This is a genomic window from uncultured Cyclobacterium sp., assembly GCF_963976465.1.
GTDB lineage: Bacteria > Bacteroidota > Bacteroidia > Cytophagales > Cyclobacteriaceae > Cyclobacterium.
Genome location: NZ_CAXBOC010000460.1, coordinates 1 through 4,550, shown reverse-complemented (window position 1 = coordinate 4,550; position 4,550 = coordinate 1). Strand labels below are relative to the sequence as shown.

Genomic DNA, 4,550 nt, shown 5'->3' with positions numbered 1-4,550 from the left:
AAGGGAGTTGTAACCATTCCTTAGCACTTCAGTGTAGAACTCGGGGTTGGTGCCAATCCAAACTGTATAGGCAGGGTCCTCCATTTTGATGGTATGCTTTTTTTCTCCGTCCCAAGATCTGATTTCCAGTCTTTGCAGTCCATTGAATCGATTAGCGATGACCAAGTGATGCTTGAATACTTCAAATTCCTCCAAGAAGACGTTTTCTCTTACCGGAATAATGTCTTCCCAATTTTCTTTTTCCGGTTGGTCAATAAGTGTCTTTACCAATTTGAAATTCTTTGCTTGATCAGCATTGGTTAGGATGATAAAGTTAGATCCATAATGATCCACTTCATACTCCAGATTGTCCTGCCTTTCCTGAATTATTTTCCAATCTTCGTTAGGCCGGTCCACCGGAAGAAAACGGTACTCAGTAGAGATGGTGCTTTGGCTAACAATGAATAGAAACTCTCTGGATTTTGATTTCTTTAAGCCAACAGTAAAAGTCTCATCTTTTTCTTCAAAAATCAATTCATCTGTTTCCTGGGCGGTTCCCAATACATGACGGTATACCTTATTTGGACGAAGGGTTTGAGCATCTTGTTGGGTATAAAAAACTGTTTTATTATCCGCTGACCAGACAATATTCCCTGTAACGGCTTTTAGTTGATCCTTTACAACCTTGGTACTATCAAGGCCTTTAAAATGAATGTTGTATATTCTTCTGCCTACTGTATCCAGTGAATAGGCTAAAAGCTTATTGTTTTCAGAAATTGCCAATGCATTGACATTGGTGTATTCATGGCCTTCAGCCAAATCGTTTACATTCAAGAGAATTAACTCTTCTGATTCCAAATGCCCTTCTTTTCTACAATAAACAGGGTATTCTTTGCCTTTTTCAAAACGATTGTAATAAAAGTAGCCGTTTTTAAAATAGGGGACACTACTGTCATCTTCCTTTATCCTTTCTTTCATTTCCTTGAAAAGTGATGCTTGTAAGTCCTCAGTTTCTTTTAGTAAGCTATTTTTGTAGGCATTCTCTTTTTCTAAATATTGAATTACCTCCGGATTTTCTCTGTCATTCATCCAGAAATAGTTGTCTGTTCTACTGTTATTATGCCAAACAAGTGTTTTTGGTTTGATTGGTGCGATTGGTTGGTTTATATGGTTTGTTTTGGACATTTCTGTTTTATTGAAATTATGTTTGGTGTATAATTATTTTGTAATAATCATAGAATTTTTCTTATATTGAATGGCTTATTAAATTAATCTATAGAACCATTAACCAACAAAAGTATGGGATTGATTAAAGAATTCAAGGATTTTGCCGTAAAAGGTAATGTCGTCGATTTGGCTGTTGCGGTCATCATTGGGGCTGCATTTGGGAAGGTAGTTTCTTCTCTTGTGAAAGATATTATCATGCCTCCTATCGGCCTTTTGGTCGGAGGAGTGGACTTCACAGATTTAGTGGTTGTCCTCAGGGAGGCCTATATAGATCCGGCCGGAGAGGAAATTAATGCCGTAACCATTAATTACGGTACCTTTATTCAGTTTACGGTTGATTTCGCTATTGTTGCTTTTGCAGTTTTTATGATTGTTAAAGTAATCAATAATTTGAAGAAGAAAGAAGAAGCTGCACCCACTCCGCCACCACCGACTGTCAATAAAACAGAGGTATTGTTAGAGCAAATCAGGGACTTGCTTAAGGAAAAATAGAATTTGATATTGGTATTGGGGATTTAACCGGTAAGAAAGCAGATGTCTGACTTACCGGTTAAATTGATACCTTAATTGAAAAGTTGTCTCAACCATTTTATTTCCTGGGATTTCTTGCAGACCGGAGCCAATATGTTCCCTGTTGGTATAGCTGGTTTTAGCCCATCTACCCCAAATAGTAAGTCTTGGGTTTATTTTATACTGCGCCAATAAATAGGTTCTTAACCCTTGATCGTAAAAATTGGGAATAGAAAAGGCCCACAAGACATTTTTTTCATACAGGTATTGCCTGTTTTCGTAGTCATCCGTGTCAAATAAAGCTAGGCTTCCAGAAAATCTCCAGGCCCCGGCTTCTCCGGATAAACTCTGTGCGATTAAGAAACCTTTGGTTTTTTTGCCAGTAAACTTATAAAAACTTTGTTGAACCCTCGTTTTCAACTGCCATTTGCGATCAGGGAGATAATTGAGACTCCATACAATGTTTTGCCTTTTTCCTTGAGCAAGCAAATACTGGCTACTAGGTTGGTCCTCAGATAGAAGATTTCTGCTTTTTGTTTCCTCCCGGAATTGAAAAAACATAGTGAGTTGCTTGTTGGGTCGGAATTTCAACTTGCTAAGCCACTCATGTCCTACAGAAGGTGCATAAACCCTAAATCGCATCCAAGGAAAGCTGAAATAGTCATAATAAGCAGACCAACTGAATTTTCGATTGGGCTTAAAATAAATCCCCAAGTACAAGCGTTCTTCATTGATGGGACGAGAGCCTTCCGAAAAAGCATTCCCATAAAAGGTGTGAAAATTCCGGTCATATTTACGCCATACCATAGAAAAATCTACTTTACTATTCAGGCTACTCATTAGGCCTGCCACATGGCCCTTGCCTCCGCTTTTAGAAATTGCAGTTTCACCAAAGAAATAATGGTTTCTATAATTGTAAGTGAAATACAAACTGTGGACACTATTGCTTTTGCCTCTAAATTCAAATTGATTGTATACCCTTTCTGTTGGATAAAGGGGCTGGCTGTATCCTGTATACAATGCGTTAGTACCAATTCGAAAAGTTTTACTGGTATTCTGATAGTTTAAATTCAGACCTAAATTCTGCTCCCTTGCTTGTGCTTTCTTTTGGATTTCATTTTCTGTACGGTGCAAACCGGATAAAACCAAAGAAGATAAATAGGAGGAAGCGTTGTCCATGCTGTCTAGAATGAATTGTAAATTTGCATCCCTAGCCTTGTTGGAAAGCATAAGTGTACCCTCCATTCTACCCAAAGAGTAGCTTGCTGCAATGCCTCTAAAATAGCCTGCTTCCAAGACAGAGGTATAAGGCCTTACTCCGGTAGAGCTTCTTTTTACTGTGGTTATTGTTTCTGCTCCTTTGCCTACAGAAAACCCTGAACCAAAAACCAACCCTTGCCCATATTGTAATTGATAATCTCCCAGAGATAACATTTTTAACCGGCCCTTATTGTACAAGGCATAGTGGAAAGAAAGAAAATTAAATCCATACCTTTTGGTTTGAGGATCCCAAGTAAATGCCTCTCCGGCATCTTTATCTAAGGTGATTCCAAGGCTAAAATCTGCTGCCTGCTGTAAACGAAATCTTAAATAAAGGTTATTTGGATCTCCCAGATACCTGTTACTCAAATCTCCATTGTTCAAAGTATCCGGAATACTAAACCCTTTTCTTGTTTGCCAGACCTTTTGATGACGCAAGAGTAAATAGGCATTTTCGGCCTTTGCCATACGCTGAAAACCCGGGAAGCTTTGGTTTGGATTTGAAGAATTGATAACCACAAAGGGCAGTAGGTTTTGGATGGTGGCTAAGGACCAATCAGGAATTGCCTGAAGTTCGTATAAGGATACAAACTTGCCCAATTGATCCCTGTAATGGATAAAAGATTCAATTTGTTTTGGGCTAAGAAGGTAGAGGGATTGCAAGTCTGTGCTTGTGGCCTCTTGCAGATCCAAGGGCTGGAAATAATGTTGAAGCAGACTTTCGTAAAGGTCTTCATAGGGGATATCTTCTTCCTGAAAAGCAAACCTTTCCTCAATAAATGCTTCAATATCAAGTTCTGCTTGAGGGTTTTGTTGGGCATAAAGCCCCATTGACCCTATTAGCAGGGCAAGTCCGGTGATGGCCGGACCTTTCATTGCGCCGAAAGGTTATAATTTAAAGAAAAATGGTGAGTGAACCCAAGTAAATAATTTCTTGATAAAGCATAATCTACCTGAAACCTTCTGGGCCTAAATCCAATGCCGAAATACAAATTGTTGGGCTGACTTGTAATGCCAGTTCTGGCCCAAAATTTCTCCTCAAAGTTATAGGCTATCCCGGCTTTGAATCGGGCAGGGGAGGAAAGCTCCTTTTCAGTTTCAATATTGACCATCAAATTGTCTGATGGACGATACGAAATTCCTGTTTTCACAATTGTGGGCAGGTAATTCAAATTGCCCTTGCTAATGGCTGCTCGAGTGAAATTGTAAATGTGGGCCCCAAAAAATACTCCGGGGATCAGTTCTGCAGTACCTCCAAGTTCCAGTACCGGCCTAGCGCTTCTACCAAAACCTTCAATATTGGTTTGGAAATAATTGAATTTTATCCCTAGGCTGGCCAGCCCCAATTGTTTGGCAAGACCCAAGCCGATCTGTTGTTGGTTGAAAAGTGCTCCACCATAATTTGAAATTCCTATGCCTAAAATGCCGATATTTTCTGTTGGGACTGTAATTCCAGCCGCCAAGGTAGTCAGTTCATTCAGACCTAGCCTATGGTCGTATCCTACTACAGCTATAATATCCGTTGGACTTTTGCCCAAAGAACCTATATTGTTAAAAATAGCCCATGGTTCGTT

The 4,550-nt window shown here is 39.4% G+C and carries 3 protein-coding genes and 1 pseudogene; 1 reads left to right on the top strand and 3 read right to left on the bottom strand.

What is annotated here, in order from left to right; all coding sequences use genetic code 11:
- A pseudogene (locus AAC037_RS20260) lies at window positions 1–1,164 on the bottom strand (oligopeptidase B); the annotation flags it as partial.
- A 114-nt stretch (window positions 1,165–1,278) separates the two neighbouring features.
- On the opposite strand from AAC037_RS20260, the gene mscL reads away from it, so the two are divergent.
- Window positions 1,279–1,698: a large-conductance mechanosensitive channel protein MscL gene (gene mscL, locus AAC037_RS20255; RefSeq protein WP_339905163.1), complete on the top strand. Its 420-nt coding sequence runs from the start codon at window positions 1,279–1,281 to the stop codon at window positions 1,696–1,698.
- A gap of 51 nt (window positions 1,699–1,749) precedes the next feature.
- Here mscL and AAC037_RS20250 read toward each other — a convergent pair whose 3' ends face one another.
- A complete protein-coding gene (locus AAC037_RS20250) occupies window positions 1,750–3,852 on the bottom strand; it encodes a helix-hairpin-helix domain-containing protein (protein WP_339905161.1) in 2,103 nt (700 codons plus the stop codon).
- On the bottom strand, window positions 3,849–4,550 hold a 702-nt coding region (locus AAC037_RS20245), incomplete at its 5' end, for a hypothetical protein (RefSeq protein ID WP_339905160.1). The genes AAC037_RS20245 and AAC037_RS20250, both read right to left, overlap by 4 nt.